We start from the raw sequence: 19999 nt of genomic DNA on the forward strand, positions 1-19999 counted from the left end.
GATCGAAAAATGAATGATCGTCAAGTTTGAATTTTCGTCATTTTATCTGGATGAAAAGCCGCCCCTAGCCTGCTGTTCAAAAAGGATATTCTGGGACATAGGTTCGGGCGCACTGTAAGGAGCGCCAAAACCACCTGCCGCAGGCGGGCGTGGCTTGGCGGCAGATTGCTTCCGGTTTCGGAGGCGGGACGCTAAGAAAGCGAATGTGATTCGTAGATGACTGGAATGGTGCCAAATGCCCTCGACCCCGACAGAACCGCCCGCCGAAGGACGTGTCGCCCGCCGTCAGCGCCGCACCCGCAAAGCGCTGATTGACGCGGCCTGTCGGGTGATGTCCGAAAAGGGTGTGGACGCCGCCACCATGCTGGAAATCGCCGAGGCCGCCGATATGGGGGCGGGCACTGTCTATAACTATTTCAAATCGAAAGACGATCTGGCCGTCGCGGTGCTGGAATTCCTGATGCAGGATCTTGCGATGCGCATCGAATCCGTCACCAATACCTTCAGCGATTCCGCGCTGGTCTATGCCTGTGGGGTGCGCTCGGTGCTGGAGGTCGCCACACAGGACGCGCGCTGGCATCCCTTGCTCAACCGCTCCGAGGTGATTGCCGATGCGATGTATCGGGCGATGGGGCCCTTTGCGATCCGCGATATGGAACGGGCGACGGAGGCGGGCCGCTTTACGATCAGCGATGCCAGCCTGATCTGGCGGCTGACCAGCCACGCCCTGCTGGGCGCGGCGCTTCTGATCCTGAAGGGCGACCTTCCGGCCACAGCCAAACCGGAAATCGTCATGCGGCTGCTTTGTATGACAGGACTGCCACCGGCAGAGGCGCAAGATCTTGCCCTACGCGACCTGCCCCCCGTCCCCGACAGGCTTCCCGCATAGGCGCGCCGCCGCGCCTCAGAGGGCCTCGATCTCGGCATCCAGCCGCGATTGCAGCGCAGCGCAATGGCTACGGATATGGTCCGACACCACCTGTAACGCCGCAGGGGCCTCGGCATTTTTCAGGCGTAACAGGCCCAGTTGCCGGTCCGGATGGGCGACCTTGACCGGCAGCACGGTGATCCCCAGCATCTCGCGCACCATATGCACCACCGAGGATGGCAGCATCGTCAGACAATCCGTGCGCGCCAGAAAACTGGTGATCGATGCCAAGGTCCCGCCGGAAAAGGTGAATTTGGCATGTTCGGAGGCTCCGGTCGCCTCGATCGCCTGTTTCAGATCCCGAAAGAGCGGGCTGTCCTGCGGCGGGGCCACCCAGGAATAGGTGGCAATATCGCCCAGTTCCACCAAGCGCCGCCGCGTCAGCGGATGACCTGCGCGGCAGGCAATCACATTGCGCCCTGACAGGATCGGGGTGAACACCATGTCAATCGGCACCTGCCCCTGTGGCAGCGGCAGTACCGCCAGATCGATGGTCTTGTTGCGCAGCTTGCTGGCAAGGCTGTCGTAATAGCCATAGACCTGTTCGAATTGCAGCCCGCTGACCTGCTCTTGCAGATCCGCCAGTAGCGGAGTGATCACCCCGTCCATGAACAGCGGTGTGCCCCCCATGCGCAGATATCCCGCGCGGCCGCTTTGCACCCGCTCGACCAGCGCGCTGGCCTCCAGTGACAGGTTATGGATCCGGCGTCCGATCTTGGCCAGCTCCTGTCCGAAATCGGTCGGACGCAGCGGGCGGCGGCCATGTTCAAACAGGGAAAGCCCCAGCCGTTTTTCCAGAATGGCCATAGACCGCGAGACCGAAGGCTGGGATTTGCCAAGCGCCTCCGCCCCTTCGGTCAAGCCCCCCTGTTCGACGATCATCGCAAGGATTTCCAGATGTTCGCTGTCAATCCGCATGGCCCAACCGATCAGTTATCCGCTCTTTCATCCGAGTTTAGGCGGATAATATACCTTTGTGCAATGCGCCTTCGCTGCAACATGCCCCTGCCGCGCCGTTTGGGACACGCGACAGGGGCATGGAGGGGCATGGGAGGGGCAGCCCCTAGTCGAGACGGCGGCTGACCGGCAGGATCGTCAGCCCCAGACGGGCCTTGAGCGCCCCATAGATGCCCCGCTTGTCGATCATCATCACCGCAATCGCGATCACGCCCATGACGATCAGATACCATGTGCCCCAGTCCGCCGCGAGGCTGCGCAGCGCGAAGAAGACGATCACCCCGAGGATCGGGCCCTCGATCGTGCCGATCCCGCCGATCACCACGATAAAGATCACGAAAGCCGTCCAGTCATTGACCGAAAAAGCGCTATCGGGGGTAATGCGCAGCTTCTGCAGGAAGATGAAGGCCCCCGTCAGACCGGTGAACCCTGCCGTCAGAAGATAGATCAGGAATTTCACGCGCCGCGTGGCCACACCAACGGTTTCGGCGGCGATCTCGCTATCGCGGATGGCCGTCAGGGCCAGACCCCAGCGCGAACGCAGCAGCATCCAGACCAGCGCCACGGAAGCGATACCGATGGCGAAGGCAAAGTAATACATCACCATCTCGCGCCCGTCGCGGCTGGCAGAAAGCGATTTCACCACCTGCACGGGCAGCGAGATCCCAGACCCGCCGCCAAGCGCCGAGACCTGCGCGGCCCCCAGCCGGAACACCTCGGCAATCACCCAGGTGCCGATGGCGAAATAGGCCCCTTGCAGCCGGAAGGCGATCCAGCCCGTCGGCAGCGCCACCAGCGCCGTCACGCATCCGGCCAGCACCAGCGCCAGAGGCAGCGGCATGCCGGTAAAGATCGCCAGCGCGAAGAACACATAGCCCCCCAACCCGACAAAGGCCTGCTGCCCCACCGACACAAGGCCGGTATAGCCTGCCAGCAGGTTCCACATCTGCGCCAGCGCCAGATAGCTCAGCACCTCCATCAGGAACCGAAGATCGGCGCGGCTGGCCCAGAAAGGAGCCGCAGCCAAAGTGCCCAGCACCGCCAGCACAAGGCCTGCCGTGGCCAGCGCGCCCCAGTTCATTCCGCTTTTTTGCGGGCTCATATCCATTTCTTTCATGCTCATTTCAATGCGCCACCTTCGGCATCAACCCCGTCGGGCGGAAAATCAGGACCAGCAGGAAAACCAGATGCCCTGCCAAAATCTGGAACCCCGCATCGACCTGCGCGCCCAGCGTCTGTGCCACGCCAAGGATGATCCCGCCTAGAAGCGTGCCCCACAGATTGCCCAGCCCGCCAATAATCACCGCCTCGAAGGCGAAAAGAAGCCGCGCCGGTCCGGCGGCAGGATCGAAATTGGTTTTCATCGCCAACCAGATCCCCGCGATGCCCACCACAACGCTGGCCAGCGCGGTCGCCAAAGCGAAAGTATGCCCGCGGTTACCGCCCATCAGCGGCACGATTTCGGCATCATCGGAGGTGGCGCGCAGCATCCGCCCGAGGCTCGTTTTGTAAAACACAAGCTGCAAGGCCCAGATCACCGCGATAGCGGTCACGAACATCAGAAGCGGCAGCACACCCACGGCAATCTGGTCGCTCAATTGCAGCGAGGCGGTCTCGAACATGCCGGTCGGCAATTTGCGACTATCGGCGGAATAGAGTTCCAGCAGCCCGTTCTGCAAAATGATCGACATCCCGAAGGTGATCAGGATCGGCGGCAGGATATCCTTGCCCAAGGCGCGGTTCAGCAGGATGCGCTGGTTGATATAGCCCGCAAGCCCCAGAATAAGCACCACCATCGCCACACCCACAACCGGACTGAGCCCCCAGCTGATAACGAAGGTAAAAATCAGATAGGCGCCGACCACGATGAAATCACCATGCGCGATATTGACAAAGCGCATCACCCCGAACATCAGCGACAGCCCCGCCGCGAAAAGGGCATAGAGGCCGCCCAACATCACACCCTGAATAAGTGCGTTGATCCAAACCATCACGCGATCTCCGTTCCAAAATAGGCCTGCGCGATCTGTGCGCGCGTCAACTCGGAGGATTTGCCCGAAAGCGAAACCCGCCCTTCCATGAAGCAATAGATCCGGTCCGCGACCGCCATTGCCTGCCCGACATCCTGCTCGACCACCAGAATGGCCGTGCCGCGCGCGCGGATCAGCGGGACGGCCTGATAGATGTCCTTGATGATTTTGGGCGCAAGCCCGAGGCTGATCTCGTCACATAGCAGCAGCTTGGGGTTGGAAATCAGCGCCCGTCCGATCGCCACCATCTGCTGTTGTCCGCCCGAAAGCGCCGTTCCGGGGTTGTTTTTCTTGGCGACCAGATCGGGGAAAAGCTCATAGACCGCTTTCAGGTCCCAAGGCCCCTTCCGCTTGCCCGCCGCACCGATCAGCAGGTTTTCCTCGACCGAGAGCGAGGGAAACAGCCGCCGCCCCTCGGGCACCATCGCCAGACCCGCCTTATGGATCTTGTCCGGCGCAAGCCCCGCAATCGGCTGCCCGTCCAGCCGGATGGTCTGGCCCTTGGTCGATTGCAACCCCGTCAGACTGCGCAGAAAGGTGGATTTTCCGGCCCCGTTGGCGCCGATAATGGCCACGGTCTCGCCATGCTCGACCGTCATATCCACCCCGAACAGCGCTTGAAAATCGCCGTAATGCGCAGTCAGCCCCTCTGTCTCAAGCAGCTTCGTCATCGACCGAAATCCCCATGTAAATTTCCTGCACCAACGGATCGGCCATCACCGCACGCGGCTCGCCCTCGGCTACGATCTTGCCGAAATCGATCACCACCAGCCGGTCCACCACCGCCAGAAGCGCATGGACGATATGCTCGATCCAGATAATCGAGACACCTCCGGCATGGATCTGCTTGATGGTGGCCACCAGATCGTGGCACTCGCCTTCGGTCAGCCCGCCCGCGATCTCGTCCAAAAGCAGCAGCTTCGGATTGGTGGCCAGCGCCCGCGCCATCTCGAGACGCTTGCGTTCCAGCAGCGTCAGACTGCCTGCGGGTTTGTTGGCGCGGTGGATCAACCCCGTTTTCTCAAGGATCTCCTTGCAGGCGCTGCGCGGGTCATCGAAGCCCGCGCCACCGAACTGGCTGGCCACCAGCAGGTTTTCGTAAACGCTCATGCCGACGAAAGGATGCGGGATCTGGAAACTCCGCCCGACCCCGCGACGGCAGCGTTCCGACGCCCGCATGCCGGTCACATCGGCCCCGTCAAACCGGATCGTGCCCGCGCTCGGCTTCAGCGCACCGCCGATCAGATTGAACAATGTCGATTTTCCGGCACCATTGGGGCCGATAATCCCGAGCGCTTCGCCCTGTGCCAGATCGAATGTGATCGCGTCAGCGACCTTCAGAGCGCCGAAACTCTTTTCGACGCCCGACAAGCTGAGAAGTGGTTGCACCGCTTCCTCCTCTTGAAATGTCATGAATAGGTAGGAGGGCGGGTCCGGTGAACCCGCCAGACCATCAGGCCTTGATCGGCAGCATCTGCGCGGTCAGCGGGATCTGCGGTGCATTGGAATTGGTCACGATTTCCAGTTGCGGCGTGCCCGAACCAAGTTTCCATTGCCCGCCAACCAGCGGGGTTTTGGAAATATTGGGCACCGGACCGTCCTGAAAATTGACCCGTCCCAGAACGGTTTCAAGATCGGTGGCGCGGATCGCCTCGACGATGCTATCCGCATCATCGATATCCTGCGTGCGGCTCAGCACATTGGTCGCGACATCGAAAAGCGAATGTTTCGTGCCAAGCGGCATCGTCCACGGGTTGCCGGTCGCGGCCTCATAGGCGGCGGCAAGCGCCTCGCAGCTCTGGCCGCTGAAAGCCGAACGGAAGGGAAAGTTCTTGTGCCATGTGACCTCGACCGAAAGCCCCTCGGCGCGCGGCCCCATCGCCGACATCGCCTGCGGAAACTCGCTGGCCTTCGCCACATCGACCACTTTCGGGGTAAAGCCCTGCTGGGCGGCCTGCGTCCAGAAGGTGTTGAAATCGGGCGGGATCATCACCCCCGTCACCACCTCCACACCAGCCTTCTTGAAGGCCTGGATCTGGGCGCTGAAATCGTCCGAGCCGTTCTGGTAACGTCCGGTATCCACCAGCTTGTAGCCCGCCTTCGACATCTCGGCGGGGAAGCCGTTCTGGCTGTTGGACCAGCTATTGCCATCGGGATCATTGGGCCACATCGCCCCCACGACCTTGTTGCTGTCCACAGCCGCCCAATGCGACATGAAGACCGCGATAATATCCTCAAGCCCCCAGAAATAGTGGAATGTGTAGTCAAACCCCACTTTCGGATCGCCCCCACGCCCGAAGAAATGCGCCTGCCAGGGCGTGTCATTGGTGATGCAGGGAACGCCGTTCAGCTCGGCCTGATCGGCAACGGGGTTTGTGGTATCGGGGGTGGCCGACGCACAGATCAGATCGACCTCGTCTTCGAAGATCAGCTCTTGCGCCACCGAAGAGGCACGGTTCGAACTGGACTGGCTGTCCTTGACGATAAATTCGACCGGATGGCGCGTGCCATTGACCTCCAGCCCGTCTTTGAGCGCGGCGCGATACTGGTCCAGCACGAACTGGTCCGGTTCGGCAAAAATTGCCAGCGGGCCGGTGGTCGGGGTCACAAATCCGATCTTAAGCGCGCGGGTCTTGGCCAATGCAGGCATCGGCAAACCGGTCACCGCCGCACCGGCAAGACCGGTCGCGACAGCAGATTTCAACAGACGACGTCTGGTGAGCATAGAATTCCTCCCTGAACAGATCCGGTTTGCAACGGGAATGCACCTGTTCATCCGGCGACAACCTCCCAGCGCCGAATGCGGATCATTCCTATCGCCTGCACTCCTCATTTGCAGAAGACCGGATCCTGTAATTATGTGTGTATTGCTCTGCGATACACCATACCATGATTAAGATACATTGGATTCGTGTCAATGAATTTTCGCAGCCGACCCGCGCCAAAACCAACAGTTTTCATCATTTTTAGAATTCAAGGCATTGTAATAAATAGATAATAATTATTCATTCCTTCGGATTAAAACGGCACCACCCGCCCCCTTCGACCGCATTGACAGTCTCGGGGCGCAGCCCTTCCGGCCTGCACTACCTCAGCCTGCGCCTCGCCGAGCAGTGATCATTTATCCTGCATCTGGGGCCAATGAATCGCTTGACAGCTCGTTTCAACTGTCTCACTTATTCATACACTGTATCATTTATTGATACACAAGCCGGTAGGAGGAAGACCGGTTTGCGCAGTTTTAGGGAGGACACCATGCTGCTTACGGCAAAGATTCTGCTGACGCTTGCAACGCTCGGCTATTCGGCGATTCCGCTCGCCTTCGATTCCAACAAAACCCATTGGTTCAACGATTCATGGACGCCGCATGGCCGGTTCCACTGCGTCTGGCAGGTGATGAGCTACGTCTATATGGCCCTGATCGCGCTGGGTCTGATCTGGACAGCGTCCAGCGTGAACTGGCAGATCTGGCTCTCCGCGGGCCTGGCCGCCTGCGCCTATGGCGGCTTCTGGACCGCTGTGGCGCTGCGCAAGAAGCTGGGGCTGGCGCTTGTGGATGACGTCAATGGCGTGCCGCCCTTCATGCTGCCCGTTCTGGGCGAATGTGATGCCAATGTGACCCTGTTCACCACCGCGGTGATCTTGCTGGGCACGGGCGCAGGTGCGCTCTCGCTTGCCGCAGCGACCGTCGCCGCCAACTGAGGACTACCATGCTAAATAACGAACAAAGGCAGGCTGCTGCCGACGCCATCCTGAAGGCCGAGCAAACCCGCGAAGTCTGTGTCCAGCCGTCGAAAACATGGCCGGAGATGGAGCTGGAAGACGCCTATGACATCCAGCGCCGCTGGGCCAATGCCCGCATCGCGGCTGGCGCGAAAATCATCGGACGCAAGATCGGCCTGACCAGCCGTGCCATGCAGATGGCTTCGAAAATGACCGAGCCCGATTATGGCGTGATGCTGGATGATGCGGTTTTCAAGGACGGGGCGCGCATTCCGGCAGGCACGTTCATCAAGCCGCGTCTGGAAACCGAGCTGGCCTTTGTTATGGGCGAAGACCTGCAAGGCGCAGGGTGCCAGATGCATGACGTGATGCGCGCCACCGAATACGTGACGCCCGCGCTGGAAATCATCGATTACCGCACGCAGGTGCCGCGCGCGATTGCCGATACCATCGCCGATAACGCCGCTTTTGGCGCGATCGTGCTTGGCGGGCGCATCTTCCGCCCGTTCGATGTGGATGTGCGCTGGATCGGGGCGACGCTTTCGAAAAACGGCGTGATCGAGGAAAGCGGCGTGTCGGCGGCCATCATGGGCCATCCGGCAGCCGGGATTGCATGGCTGGTCAACAAGCTCGCCCCGCTGGGCGATGGCCTGAAGAAAGGCGATATCGTTCTGGGCGGCTCGTTCACCCGCCCCGTCGATATTGCTTCGGGCGATGTGATCTTTGCCGATTACGGCCCGCTTGGCGCGATCGGCGTCAGCTTCGAATAACACACGCCCCGCCTGCAATCGCAGTCTCTCTGGCCCCGCCCTACCAAGCGGGGCGGGGAAAGCTATCACAGAAAGCCCATCATGACCGATATGCCCAAAAACCTCTTCAAAGCCGCGATGCAAGCCTTTGAAGTCCAGCGCGGCTGCTGGTGCAGCCTGCGCGATCCGATCGTGGCCGAAATGCTGGCCGTGCTAGGGTTCGACTGGCTGATGTTCGACACCGAGCACTCGCCCATCGACCCCGCAACCGTGCTGTCGCAGTTGCAGGCCGTCGCGCCGTATAAAGCCAGCTCGATCGTCCGCCCGAGCTGCCTGAACGCCGCCGAAATCAAGAAGTTGCTGGATCTTGGAGCCCAGACGATCCTTGTGCCGATGGTCCAGAGCGCGGCAATGGCGCAGGAAGCGGTGGACGCGGTCGCCTATCCGCCCAGCGGCATTCGCGGCGTGTCGGGCATGACCCGCGCCACCCGATTTGCCACCGTGCCGGGCTATCACAAGAAGGCCCGCGAAGAGATCTGCCTGATCGTACAGGTGGAAAGCAAGGCGGCGTTGGACGAAATCGAGGCAATGGCCGCCGTTGACGGCGTCGATGCGATTTTCGTCGGTCCCGCCGATCTGGCCGCTTCGCTGGGCTATCCGGGCGAGCCGTCGCATCCCGAAGTCACCCGCGTGGTGCTGGAAGCCATCCGCCGCATCCGCGCCGCGGGCAAACCGCCGGGCATCCTGACCAGCGATCCCGCTGTCTATGATCAGGCGCTGGAAGCGGGCGCGGTTTTCGTGGCGAAAGACATCGATCTGGTGGCCATGAAAAAAGGCCTGTCGATCAGCTAACCTATCCGGCGGGAGGGGACGACCCTCCCGCTCGGCCCTCCCGATCCTGCAATGGGGGCCGCACCGCTATCCTCTGGTGCCAAAGCTGGCCAAAGCGCGACAGCTCGTCCGCCAGAACGGTCTCATGCGCATCCAGCCAGTCGATCACCGACGCGAACGCCACGATCCGTGCATGCCCGTCCTGCAGGCGCACCACCGGCCAGTTGCCGACAAGCGCGTTATCGATCCCGAAGACCGCATCCCCCCACCAGCGCGCCGGACCGAACGCATGCGGCATCTGCCGCCCGCGTTTCATTGCCGCCAGCACCGAGACCGGAGATGTCGTCTCGACCCGCTCGACAGCCTGATGCCACAGATCCAGCACCGAGGCATATTCCCAGCTGACCGCGCTCCAGCTTTCGGGGAAGCGGCTATTGTAATTCTCGAAAAACTGCTGCGGGCGCCGGAAGAAAAAGGCCAGATCCGCCAGTGCCGGATCATCGAAATCGGGAAACTGGAAGGTAAAGCGGGCCATGAAATCCGCCGAAGTTTCCGCAACAAGCTGCCGGTAACCGTCCCCCGTGCAGGACAGGATCTGACCGCCGAACCCCTGTGCAAAAGCCGCAAGCGTCAACGCCCTGACCATCGGCGGGGTCGAGGAGCACCAGCACAGGATATCCGCCTTCGAGGCGACCATCCGCGCCACAATGCCTTCTGCCGCAGCGCCTTCCTCATAAAGCACCTCTTCCACGACCGGCAGTCCCGCCACAGCACAGGCGGCGCGGTAGCAGGCCAGAGACGGCAGTCCCATCAGGTCATTCTGGCTGCATAAGGCAATTTTCGCGCCCGGATATTCGGTTGCCAGATGTGCAACCCCCGTGACATTGAACAGCGGATGCACCTCGGCGGGGGCGATCAGATAGGGACGGTCGGGCGACAGATCGGTCGGCAGCAGGGTCGTGGTCAGGATGCGGCGTGACATGAGATAGTCGATGGCGGGGCCGACCTCGTTGCCACCGAGGGTCAGCACCAGACAGGCCCCATGCGTCTCGACCATCTCTTGCGCGGCGCGCAACGTGGCCTCCGGCCCCGAAGCGGTATCATGCGACAGGATCTCCACCGGATGCCGCCGCCCGCCGATCATCAGCCCGCCGCGCTCATTGATCCAGTCGCTCCATAGCGAGGCCCCGTCCAAACCCGGTTGTCCCCAGATCTTTTCCGGCCCGCTTCTGGGCAGCAGGAACCCGATACGGACCGCAGACCCGTTTCTTGACCGCAATCGTGGCAAGGTGCCGGTGACTGTCAGCCTTTGTGCAAATGATGCCCCGCTCATTTATTCAGCCTCTGCATAATTAAATGCCAGTTCATCGCGCGAATGTCTCCGCCCGATATTCCTGTAAAGAAAAAAGGTTGACCAGTAAAATAATTGGATTGCTCATTGGTATTGCAAAATGAACCAAATTTATAATTGGTCCAAACCAGCCAGAGGAGCACAGGAGAGATATGTCAAAGCGCGTTGCTGTCATCGGCGCGGGGCCCTCCGGCCTTGCCCAGCTCAGAGCCTTCCAGTCCGCCGCCGAAAAAGGGGCGCCCATCCCCGAGGTGGTCTGCTTTGAAAAGCAATCCAACTGGGGCGGGCTGTGGAACTATAGCTGGCGCACCGGCGTCGATGAATATGGCGAACCCGTGCATGGCTCGATGTATCGCTATCTCTGGTCCAACGGACCAAAGGAAGGGCTTGAATTCGCGGACTATTCTTTCGAAGAACATTTCGGAAAGCAAATTGCCTCCTATCCGCCTCGCGGCGTGCTGTTCGACTATATCGAAGGGCGCGTGCTCAAGGCCGATGTCCGCAAATGGATCCGGTTTTCCTCGGTTATCCGCTGGGTCTCCTTCGACCCCCAGAGCGGCCTTTTCACGCTGACCATTCATGACATGGTCAAGGATCATGTCTATCAGGAGGAATTCGACCATGTGATCGTGGCCTCCGGTCACTTCTGGTCACCGAATGTGCCGGAATATCCGGGGTTCGACAAATTCCACGGGCGCATCCTGCACGCCCATGATTTCCGTGACGCACGTGAATTCGCGGGCCAGAACGTGCTGGTGGTCGGGGCGTCCTATTCTGCCGAGGATATCGGATCGCAATGCTGGAAATATGGGGCCGCCAGCATCACAAGCTGCTATCGCTCGGCCCCGATGGGCTTTGACTGGCCGGAAAACTGGGAAGAGAAACAGGGGCTTGCGCATGTCGAAGGCAAGACCGCCTATTTCAGGGACGGCAGCAGCAAAGACATCGACGCAATCATCCTATGCACCGGATACCGGCATGTCTTCCCCTTCCTGCCCGATGATCTGCGCCTGAAAACCGCCAACCGTCTGGCCACCGCTGACCTGTATAAAGGCGTGGCCTATGTGCATAATCCGAAGCTGTTCTATCTGGGCATGCAGGACCAGTGGTTCACCTTCAACATGTTCGATGCGCAGGCATGGTTTGTGCGTGATGTCATTCTGGGGCGCATCGACCTACCCGATGACACGCAAAGCATGATGGCCGATGTGGCCGCGCGCGAGGCTGCGGAAGAGGCGTCGGATGACGTGAAATACGCCATCACCTATCAGGGCGACTATATCAAGGAACTCATCGCCGAAACCGACTATCCCAGCTTCGATGTGGACGGGGCCTGCGAGGCATTCTTCGAATGGAAGGCGCATAAGAAGAAAGACATCATGGGCTTTCGCAATAACAGCTACCGCTCTGTCATCACCGGCACGATGGCCCCTGTGCATCACACGCCGTGGAAAGACGCGCTGGATGACAGCATGCAGGCCTATCTGCAGAACTGAACCGGCTCCCCTCTTTTTGTCAGGACCTGCGCCATGACCCTGTTTTCCGACCTGCCCCTGTTCCGGCCCGGTGCGCCACTCCCGACACATGCGCGGCGCGTGGCGGCCCTTGGTCGCCCTCGGGGAACCGAGCATTACACGATCCCGGGGCGCGGGGCCTATCTGGTCCGGCTGGCCGAGGGGGACCAGATCACGCTCACCAATCTGGAAGGGGGACAGGCCGCGCTGCTTCTGGTCACCCATCCGGACGGGCGCCCCGATGCAGGGCTGATCGGCGCAAGGGCCGATAGCCCGCTTGCCCCCCTACAGGCGCTTCTGCGCGCCGCAGGGAGCGGCATGGAGCGCCTCAGGCGCGGACTGGAACGGCGGAATATTGCCCTTCAAGGACAGGGGATTGGCCTTTTCGGCCAGAGCAGCCCCGCCGGCGACCAGGCCCGTTTCACCGCCCGTTCTGCGGGATGGCTGCTGCTGGCGGCCCCCGCCCCTGTCATGGATTTCGAGACCCAGAACACCGCCACACCCATCGGGCTTCTGCTGCACCGCGCGCATCCCGGGGCACAGCTGCGCCATGCCCTGCCCGACCCTCTGGCCGAGCCGCTACAGGATCTGCGCATCGCCTCGGCCACGGCGCGCGCCTACCGGATCGCTAAGGGCGATTACATCCAGATCATTGATGTCGATGGCCGCCAATGCACCGATTTCCAGTGCTTCGACGCGCGCAAGCTTGACCGCGGACAGGCCCTGCCGCTGGATGTCACCACCACCCGCAGCCTGCAGGCTCTCGCCTATCCGATGCCGGGCCTGCATGGGAAATACTTCGATCAGGACATGACCCCGCTGGTGGAGGTCATTCAGGACACCTGTGGCCGTCATGACGCGTTCGCACTGGCCTGCTCGGCGAAATATTATGACGATCTGGGATATCCGGGGCATGTGAACTGCTCCGAGAATTTCAATGCCGCGCTGGCCCCTTACGACATTGCGGGGCGCGCAGGCTGGATGGCGGCCAATTTCTTCTTCAACACCGCCATTGACCAGCATGGTGTTCTGGTGGCGGACGAGCCGTGGTCACGTCCGGGAGATTATGTGCTGCTCCGGGCATTGACCGATCTGGTCTGTGTCTCTTCGGCCTGCCCCGATGACACCTCTGCCGCCAATGGCTGGGATTTGACCGATATCCATATGCGCAGCTATAGCGGAGCGGAGACCTTCTCCCGCGCGGCAGCCTGGCGCCCCACCCCGGAGGATGACCCTATCATGACGCGCGAAAGCGGGTTCCACGCCAGTTTTGCCCCCCTGACCCGCAATTTCACCGATTATCGTGGCTTCTGGCTGCCCGACAGCTTTACCCAGACCGATCCGGTTGAAAGCTATTGGGCCTGCCGCGAGAAAGCCGTGATCATGGACCTTTCCGCCCTGCGCAAATTCGAGGTCACGGGGCCGGATGCCGAGGCCCTGCTGAACTGGGTGCTGACCCGCGATGTGTCGAAACTCGGCAGCGGTCAGGTGGTCTATTCGGCAATGTGCTACCCGCATGGCGGCATGATCGACGATGGCACCCTGTTCCGGCTGGGACCGCAGAATTTCCGCTGGATCGGCGGCAGCGATCTGGGCGGGACATGGATGCGGGAAGAGGCGGCGCGGCTGGGGCTGAACGTGATGATCCGCAGCTCCACCGACCAGCAGCATAACATCGCGGTGCAGGGGCCTGCCGCACGCGAGATCCTGAAAACCGTTCTCTGGACCGCGCCCCATCAGCCGGCCCTCACCGCGCTGGAATGGTTCCGCTTCACGGTGGGCCGCCTTGGCGGTCCGGACGGCGTTCCTCTTGTGGTCTCGCGCACGGGCTATACGGGCGAGCTGGGCTACGAGATCTTCTGCCACCCGCGTGACGCCAAACAGGTCTTCGAGGCGGTATGGGCGGCGGGCCAGCCTTGCGGACTGCGCCCGATGGGGCTGGCCGGGCTGGATCTGGTGCGCATCGAGGCGGGGCTGATCTTTGCAGGCTATGATTTCGACGACCAGACCGACCCGTTCGAGGCAGGGATCGGCTTCACCGTCCCGCTGAAGTCGAAAACCGCCGATTTTGTCGGGCGCGAGGCGCTGATCCGGCGCAAGCAGCATCCCGCCCGTGTCTTTGTCGGGCTGGAGATCGAGGGCGAGGAAGCGGTCTCGCATGGCGATTGCCTGCGTCTGGGGCGGGCGCAGATTGGCGTTGTGTGCTCGGCCATGCGTTCCCCGCGCAGCCATATGTCGATTGCGCTGGCACGGGTCGATGTGGCCCATTCGGCCAGCGGAACGCTCTTGGAGGTGGGCCAGCTTGACGGGCATCTGCGGCGCAGGCAGGCCAGAATAAGCCCCGTGGCGCATTATGACCCGAAGAAGGAGCGCCCGCGCAGCTAGGCTACCGCCCATCCGCTTAATGCTGGACCTTGAGGCGCCCGCCGCCTATGAAAAAGGCAGGACGTCCCTTCGGGCCTCAAGGAACCAATTCGTGCCAGCCTCTGCACCACCTCCATCCGCTTTGCATCCGCTTCCGGGATCGACCGTGCAATATGTGATCGATACCCTGAGCAGCCGCATCGTCTCCGGCGAATATGCCAAGGACGAACGGCTGCCATCGGAACGGCAGATGGCGCAGGATCTGGGCGTTGCGCGCAATACCGTGCGCGAGGCGCTGGATTATCTGGAGACCCGCTTGATGATCCGGCGCAGGCAGGGATCGGGGTCCTTTGTGATCTATGATCCGGCTGGCACGCTACAGGCCCATTCGCCGGTTGCCGAGGAAACCGGCCCGCTCCATCTGCTGACCGTGCGGGGCGTGCTGGAGCCGGAAATCGTGCGTCTTGCGATTTTGTCCATGTCCCCCAAACAGATAACGGCGCTTTCAGAGATCGTCTCGCAGATGGAAGCCATGAACACCGATGCCACCGCCTTCATCCGGCTGGAAGAAGAGTTCCACCGGCAACTGGCTTTGGGCACCGGAAACCCGCTGCTGGTCGCCTGTTTCAATCTGGTGCTGGATGCGCGGCGTCAATCCTTCCGCGCGGCGATGTATAAACGCCATCTCACCCCCGCAAAGCTGGCCAGCTACCAGCGCGCCTATAACGGGCTTTTCAACGCGATCGCCGCCCGCGATATCGAAGAGGCAACCGAGTTCATGAAGCTTTCACTGGTCGAGGACCAGAAACTCCTGCTTCAGGAAAGCTGAACTGGTCCCTTCGTCAGAGCACCAATTTTACGCCTTTTCTCCCCGTCAGCGCCGCTGAACGGGGATTTTCTTTGTAATCCCCCTGCGACCCGCCCGACCAGTCCTTCCGGCGCTAAGGCACAAACCGCCAAGAAACTAGGCAGGAGGCAGGGGGCGAGCGATTAGATATGTGCCAAATACCGGATCTGTTTATTCCTGATGGGAATTAATGTTGCAATAAGGGCAATTTCTCACCGAGGCTAGACGAACAAAAAGAACCAATAAAGTCAGTTGGTCTGAACCACAAGAATCGCGCCTTCAGGACATCCAACAAGGAGACTCACTTGGAACAAGAGCTCGCTTCCCTGTCTGAACAGCTTGCCCAGCTCAAGGAAAGTGTCGCCGCCACCAATGGCACCTTCTCTGAGACCTTCTACTTTCTGACCATCCCGCTCATGGTGCTGATCCATGCCGGTTTTCTCGCCTATGAAATGGGGGCCTCGCGGTCCAAAAACGCGCTTTCTGCGGGGATCAAGAACATTCTCGCCTTCGCGATGATCGTCCCGTTCTTCTACTTTGTCGGCTGGTGGATCTATTGGGCCTTCCCCACCGGTCTGAGCGGATCGGAAGGGCCGATGGGCACTTCGGGCTTTGCCTATGCCAATGGCATCGCGCTGCCGTGGAGCGAATATATGGGCCCCAATCTCAGCGACCGGTCCTCGGGCGTGTTCTGGGGCGCCTTCGTGCTGTTTGCCGCCACCACCGCCTCGATCCTGTCGGGCGGCGTGATCGAGCGGATCAAACTGACGGGGTTCATCATCCTGTCGATCGTTCTGGGCGCCTTTGTCTGGATCTTGACCGCCGCATGGGGCTGGCATGCCGATGGCTGGCTGGTGACCAAGTTCGGTTATCATGATTTCGGGGCCTCGGGCGTCGTCCATGCCATTGCCGGCTTCTTCACGCTGGGCGTGCTGATCAATCTCGGGCCGCGGATCGGCAAGTTCAATGCCGATGGCAGTGCCAACCATATCGCGGGGCATTCCATGCCGATGACGCTGGTCGGGCTGATGCTGATCATTGCAGGTTTCTGGGGCTTCCTGATGGGCTGCGTCATCGTTCCGGGCGAAAGCTGGAGCTGGTCGGGCACGATCGAGGCCAGCATCTACGGCACGCCGATGACGCTTTCGGGCATGACGTTCAACGTCCTGATGGGCTTTGCGGGCGGTATTATCGGGGCATGGATGATTACCCGTGATCCGTTCTGGATGATGTCGGGGGCGCTTGGCGGGATCATCTCCTGCGCGGCGGGGATCGACCTGTGGTATCCGCCTATGGCCTTTGCAATCGGCTTCATCGGTGCCTGCGCCATGCCCTTTGTGGCCTCGTTCATCGAACGGCGCGGCATTGACGATGCGGTGGGCGCGGTTGCGGTGCACGGCTTCCTCGGGCTTTGGGGCGTGATTGTCGTCGGCATCGCGGCCTCGGGCTATCCGGCCCTTTTCGGCGAGGATGTCATCCAGATCTCCTTCACCGGACAGTTGATCGGGGCAGCCGTCATGGCGGTGATGGGCTTCGTGCCGGGCTATGTCGTCTCGCTGGTCCTGAAACTGATGGGCGAGCTGCGTGTGCCGCGCGAGGCCGAGGAGCTTGGGCTCGATTTGGTCAAAGTGCCAGCCTCCGCCTATCCCGAAGCCATCCATCCCTCTGTCAGCCCCGCAGAATAATCTGCCCACTCAGGAGTTACATCTATGGAAGCACCTTTCAACGCCACCAGCTGGGACGGAGTGACCGGCGCGATCTATGCCGGATATGGCAGTGTCGAGGGCCTGTGGCTGATCGTCTGCCTGATCCTTGTGGTCATCGCGGTCATCGGCGGCTGGCGACATGAGGGCCATGCCTACAGGGCCGTGACCCACAAAAAATGATGATGGTGTCCGGACTACGTGTCCGGACCCTTTCCCTCACATCTTCCCTAACATCAGGACGAACACATGACCGCATCGTGGAGATTTTCCGCGCTGGCCGACCGTCATCGCGCGCTTGGCTCTCAGCTAGAAGACTGGAGCGGGATGGGCACCGCCTGGACCTATGACAAGGACCAGACCGAGGAGTACATGGCCATCCGCACCAAAGCCGGTGTGATGGATGTTTCGGGGCTCAAGAAGGTCCATGTCATCGGGCCGCATGCCTCCCATATCATCAACCGTGCCGTCACCCGCGAGATTGAGGCGCTCAAACCCGGACGGTCCACCTATGCGACCATGCTCAACGAGCAGGGCAAGTTCATTGATGACTGCGTGGTCTATCGCACCGGCCCGCATGCGTTCATGGTGGTGCATGGCTCGGGCCTCGGCTTCGAGGCGCTCACGATGGCGGCCTATGGGCGCAATGCCGCCGTGCTGTTTGACGATGATCTGCACGACATCTCGCTGCAGGGGCCCTTGGCGGTGGACTATCTGGAGGCACATGTGCCGGGCCTTCGCGATGTGGCCTATTTCAGCCATATCCAGACCACACTGTTCGGCAAACCGGTCATGCTGTCACGCACCGGCTATACCGGCGAACGCGGCTACGAGATTTTCTGTCGCAGGCAGGATGCCTGTCTGATCTGGGACACCATCGTGGCCGAAGGGGCCGCAATAGGGATCATCCCGACGCGTTTTACCACACTCGATCTGCTGCGCGCCGAAAGCCAGCTGCTGTTCTTTCCCTATGACAATTCGGAAATGTATCCGTTTGAAGAGGACCCCTGCGGTGACACGCTATGGGAGCTGGGGCTGGACTTCACCGTCTCCAAGGGCAAGACCGGCTTTCGCGGTGCCGAAGAGCATTACCGCCTGAAGGGCAAGGAACGGTTCAAGATCTATGGCGTGAAGCTCGAAGGCACGCAGCCCGCGGTCGAAGGGGCCCCCTTGCTGAAAGACGGCAAGAAGGTGGGGGTTGTGACCATTTCGATGCATTCGCCGCTGAACAACCATACGGTGGGCATGGCGCGGATGCCGGTGGACTGCGCCGTGCCGGGCACGCCGCTCGTCGTGCAGAACCCGACCGGCGACATCCGCGCGGTGGCCGCCGAGATGCCTTTCCACGATCCGCAGAAACTGCGCCGCACAGCCAAAGGCTAGGGCCCGCCCCACCGCGACCCGCCCCGCGCGCGTGAGCGCCGCATGACGTGACATGCTTCCAGAAGAAGGTCTTTCATGGCAACCGTATTCACCCCCTCCATCGCCACCCGCCCGACCTACGGGACATTGCAGCCGCCCTGCGGTGCTCCGCTTCTTTGTGTGGCGGATGGCGCGGGTGGGGCGGCTCTTCTGGCCCTGTCCGAGCATATGCCCGGCTGTCTCGAACAGGCGCATATCCTCTTCATACCGCAAGACAGCCCCGATGGCCCGAAACTTGCCGCCCTGCCCTGTCGCAGCTATGGCGAGGCGCCCGATCTGGCCGCCGCCCTGCCAAGGCTGGACCGGCTTCTGGCACAGGCAAGCATCGCCACCCGCCTGTGCCTTGCGGGCAGCGAAGGGCTGATCGGCAGGGTCAGCGCCCGCGCGCTTGGCGCGGGCATCGCCGCCGAGATGATCCAGACCGAGCATCGCGGCCATATCGCACGGGCGGTGCAATGCGTGCATTGCAAAGGGGTCACCGAAGATGTGCTGACCGACCCGTTCATATGCGCCCATTGCGGTCTGGCGCTGTTCGTACGCGACCATTTCTCGCGCCGATTGGGCGTGTTTCAGGGCGTCTGTGTCGATGCCGAAACCCCCGGCCAGAGGCCGGACCCGCAGGAGATCCGTCCATGACCGCCCTACCGCTGACCGTCACACGGGTGCAGGCCCTGACGCCGCAGGTCAAACTCTTCCGTTTCGAGGCCGCAACCCCGCTGCCGCTTTTCTCTGGCGGCGCCCATATCGTGGTCGAGATGCCCGATGGCGACGTGCTGCGGCGCAACTCCTATTCGCTGATTTCCGACCCGCATGACCCTTCGGGCTACGAGATCGCGGTCCGGCTGGACCCGCAAGGGCGGGGCGGCTCGCGGTTCCTGCACGAGAAAGTGCGCGAGGGAGACCGCCTTCGGGTGTCGATGCCCGCAAACCTCTTTGCCATCGATCCGCGCGCCAAACGCCACCTGCTGATCGCGGGAGGCATCGGCATCACGCCGTTTCTGGCGCAGATCCGGCAGCTCGACCGGCTCAATCTGGATTGGGCGCTGCATTATGCCGCCCCCTCGCGCAAGGAGGCCGCAGCACTGGGCCTGCTGCCCCGATCCTCCCGCATCTCGCTGCATTTCTCGGACGAGGGCAACCGCATGGATCTGGCCACGTTACTGGACGGGCAACCCGCCGGAACCCATGTGTTCTGCTGTGGGCCGGAGGGGTTGATCACGGCAGTGGAGACCACGGCGGCACGTCTGGGATGGCCGCAGTCGCATCTGCATTCCGAAGCCTTTGCTGCCCCGCCACCGGGGGCTGCTTTCTCGGTCACGCTGGGGCGTTCGGGCAGGACATTGACCGTCGGGCCGCATCAGAGCCTGCTTGAGGCGATCGAAGCGGCGGATGTGCCCATTGACTGGTCCTGCCGTGGCGGGGCCTGCGGTCGCTGCGAAACGGCGGTGCGCGCGTGCCACGGGCGCATCCTGCACCATGATCACTGGCTCAGCGAAGACGAACGCGCCGCACAGACCAAGATCATGCCCTGCATGTCGCGCTTTCTCGGCGAAGACCTCACCCTCGATCTGTAAGGACAT

Annotated in this window: 19 protein-coding genes; 12 read left to right on the forward strand and 7 right to left on the reverse strand. The window is 61.5% G+C overall.

What is annotated here, in order from left to right:
* Window positions 1-235 precede the first annotated feature (235 nt).
* Entirely contained in the window at window positions 236-889 is a 654-nt protein-coding gene (locus AC2ISB_RS17285; RefSeq protein WP_330646913.1) for a TetR/AcrR family transcriptional regulator, read from the forward strand.
* A gap of 15 nt (window positions 890-904) precedes the next feature.
* Here AC2ISB_RS17285 and AC2ISB_RS17290 read toward each other — a convergent pair whose 3' ends face one another.
* The 6 genes from AC2ISB_RS17290 to AC2ISB_RS17315 form a co-directional block, all read right to left on the reverse strand.
* The gene (locus AC2ISB_RS17290) at window positions 905-1846 is read right to left on the reverse strand and encodes a LysR family transcriptional regulator (protein WP_486577125.1); all 942 of its coding nucleotides are present in this window, start codon (window positions 1844-1846) and stop codon (window positions 905-907) included.
* 145 nt (window positions 1847-1991) lie between these two features.
* Window positions 1992-2987, reverse strand: a complete 996-nt coding sequence (locus tag AC2ISB_RS17295; RefSeq protein WP_341485853.1) for a branched-chain amino acid ABC transporter permease — start codon at window positions 2985-2987, stop codon at window positions 1992-1994.
* Between the two features lie 22 nt (window positions 2988-3009).
* Complete coding sequence (locus AC2ISB_RS17300) at window positions 3010-3876, reverse strand: branched-chain amino acid ABC transporter permease (RefSeq protein WP_330646910.1); 867 nt, start codon at window positions 3874-3876, stop codon at window positions 3010-3012.
* Entirely contained in the window at window positions 3876-4586 is a 711-nt protein-coding gene (locus AC2ISB_RS17305) for an ABC transporter ATP-binding protein (protein ID WP_330646909.1), read from the reverse strand. Before AC2ISB_RS17305 ends, AC2ISB_RS17300 begins: the two co-directional genes overlap by 1 nt.
* The gene (locus AC2ISB_RS17310) at window positions 4570-5328 is read right to left on the reverse strand and encodes an ABC transporter ATP-binding protein (protein WP_406721688.1); all 759 of its coding nucleotides are present in this window, start codon (window positions 5326-5328) and stop codon (window positions 4570-4572) included. Before AC2ISB_RS17310 ends, AC2ISB_RS17305 begins: the two co-directional genes overlap by 17 nt.
* A gap of 40 nt (window positions 5329-5368) precedes the next feature.
* A complete protein-coding gene (locus AC2ISB_RS17315) occupies window positions 5369-6640 on the reverse strand; it encodes an ABC transporter substrate-binding protein (protein WP_486577127.1) in 1272 nt (423 codons plus the stop codon).
* A gap of 530 nt (window positions 6641-7170) precedes the next feature.
* On the opposite strand from AC2ISB_RS17315, the gene AC2ISB_RS17320 reads away from it, so the two are divergent.
* The 3 genes from AC2ISB_RS17320 to AC2ISB_RS17330 all read left to right on the forward strand — a co-directional run bounded on the left by AC2ISB_RS17320 (window position 7171) and on the right by AC2ISB_RS17330 (window position 9239).
* Entirely contained in the window at window positions 7171-7617 is a 447-nt protein-coding gene (locus AC2ISB_RS17320; protein ID WP_330646906.1) for a hypothetical protein, read from the forward strand.
* A gap of 8 nt (window positions 7618-7625) precedes the next feature.
* Complete coding sequence (locus tag AC2ISB_RS17325) at window positions 7626-8408, forward strand: fumarylacetoacetate hydrolase family protein (protein ID WP_330646905.1); 783 nt, start codon at window positions 7626-7628, stop codon at window positions 8406-8408.
* 81 nt (window positions 8409-8489) lie between these two features.
* Window positions 8490-9239, forward strand: a complete 750-nt coding sequence (locus AC2ISB_RS17330; RefSeq protein WP_486577128.1) for an HpcH/HpaI aldolase family protein — start codon at window positions 8490-8492, stop codon at window positions 9237-9239.
* A gap of 1 nt (window position 9240) precedes the next feature.
* Here the strand turns inward: AC2ISB_RS17330 and AC2ISB_RS17335 are convergent, their stop codons facing one another.
* Window positions 9241-10551, reverse strand: coding sequence for an ABC transporter substrate-binding protein (locus tag AC2ISB_RS17335; RefSeq protein WP_486577129.1), 1311 nt, complete (start codon window positions 10549-10551; stop codon window positions 9241-9243).
* 170 nt (window positions 10552-10721) lie between these two features.
* Between AC2ISB_RS17335 and AC2ISB_RS17340 the strand changes: the two genes are divergently transcribed.
* From AC2ISB_RS17340 to AC2ISB_RS17375, 8 genes are all read left to right on the forward strand, one after another.
* Complete coding sequence (locus AC2ISB_RS17340; protein ID WP_330646902.1) at window positions 10722-12065, forward strand: NAD(P)/FAD-dependent oxidoreductase; 1344 nt, start codon at window positions 10722-10724, stop codon at window positions 12063-12065.
* 33 nt (window positions 12066-12098) lie between these two features.
* The gene (locus tag AC2ISB_RS17345; protein WP_486577130.1) at window positions 12099-14468 is read left to right on the forward strand and encodes a trimethylamine N-oxide demethylase; all 2370 of its coding nucleotides are present in this window, start codon (window positions 12099-12101) and stop codon (window positions 14466-14468) included.
* A gap of 91 nt (window positions 14469-14559) precedes the next feature.
* Window positions 14560-15276: a FadR/GntR family transcriptional regulator gene (locus tag AC2ISB_RS17350; RefSeq protein WP_486577131.1), complete on the forward strand. Its 717-nt coding sequence runs from the start codon at window positions 14560-14562 to the stop codon at window positions 15274-15276.
* Window positions 15277-15599: 323 nt separating this feature from the next.
* On the forward strand, window positions 15600-16979 hold the full coding sequence (locus AC2ISB_RS17355; protein ID WP_486577132.1) for an ammonium transporter: 1380 nt from the start codon (window positions 15600-15602) through the stop codon (window positions 16977-16979).
* A gap of 24 nt (window positions 16980-17003) precedes the next feature.
* Entirely contained in the window at window positions 17004-17180 is a 177-nt protein-coding gene (locus AC2ISB_RS17360; RefSeq protein ID WP_330646897.1) for a hypothetical protein, read from the forward strand.
* 66 nt (window positions 17181-17246) lie between these two features.
* Window positions 17247-18380: an aminomethyl transferase family protein gene (locus tag AC2ISB_RS17365; RefSeq protein ID WP_486577133.1), complete on the forward strand. Its 1134-nt coding sequence runs from the start codon at window positions 17247-17249 to the stop codon at window positions 18378-18380.
* A gap of 75 nt (window positions 18381-18455) precedes the next feature.
* Entirely contained in the window at window positions 18456-19055 is a 600-nt protein-coding gene (locus AC2ISB_RS17370; protein ID WP_330646894.1) for a dimethylamine monooxygenase subunit DmmA family protein, read from the forward strand.
* Window positions 19052-19993: a PDR/VanB family oxidoreductase gene (locus AC2ISB_RS17375; protein ID WP_486577134.1), complete on the forward strand. Its 942-nt coding sequence runs from the start codon at window positions 19052-19054 to the stop codon at window positions 19991-19993. The genes AC2ISB_RS17370 and AC2ISB_RS17375 overlap by 4 nt, the downstream gene beginning before the upstream one ends.
* Window positions 19994-19999: the final 6 nt, after the last annotated feature.

This window comes from Thioclava sp. NS-SX20, assembly GCF_057380695.1.